Origin of the sequence: Proteus genomosp. 6 (assembly GCF_040139785.1) — a bacterium.
Classification (GTDB): domain Bacteria; phylum Pseudomonadota; class Gammaproteobacteria; order Enterobacterales; family Enterobacteriaceae; genus Proteus.
Genome location: NZ_JBEEVJ010000058.1, coordinates 1 through 604, shown reverse-complemented (window position 1 = coordinate 604; position 604 = coordinate 1). Strand labels below are relative to the sequence as shown.

The following is a 604-nucleotide window of genomic DNA, read 5'->3' as shown; positions in this document are numbered from 1 at the left end:
ACAACATCAGAAGCAATCAGAGCACTTTGTTGTACCTTAAATGGATTTGAACAGTATTTAAATACCAGTAAATCACGTGGATTAACATACGCTGTATTTAAAGGGAAAAAGAATATTGGTGTTGATGATCTTAATTTCCCGATATCAGAAGAAATTATTCGTATCGTTCCCATTGTTATGGGGAGCAAAAGAGGTGGTGTTTTTCAGACTATTTTTGGTGCCGTCCTTGTTGCTGCCGCTATATGGCTACCTTGGGGTTCCGCATTATGGGCCAGTAACCTTTTATTTGCTGTTGGCGCATCAGTCGCTATTGGCGGTGTTATTCAAATGCTTTCACCTCAACCGAAAGGTCTTGCAATGCAAGATCAGGGCGAAAACAAACCTTCGTATGCATTTGGCTCTCCTACTAATACCGTTTCTCAAGGTTACCCAGTGCCAGTGCTTTATGGCGAAAGAACTATTGGTGGTGCCATCATTTCTGCGGGTATTTATGTAGAAGATCAGCAATAAATCTATTTGGAATAATTTAATGAGAAAAACAATTCACGGTCAAAAAGGGGGCGGTGGTAGTCCTCGTGTGCCTGTTGAGCAACCTGATGATTTA

1 protein-coding gene is annotated in these 604 nt (G+C 41.1%); it reads left to right on the top strand.

The features are described from left to right. On the top strand, window positions 1–510 hold a 510-nt coding region (locus ABN212_RS18965; RefSeq protein WP_349443578.1), incomplete at its 5' end, for a tail assembly protein. Between the last annotated feature and the right edge of the window lie 94 nt (window positions 511–604).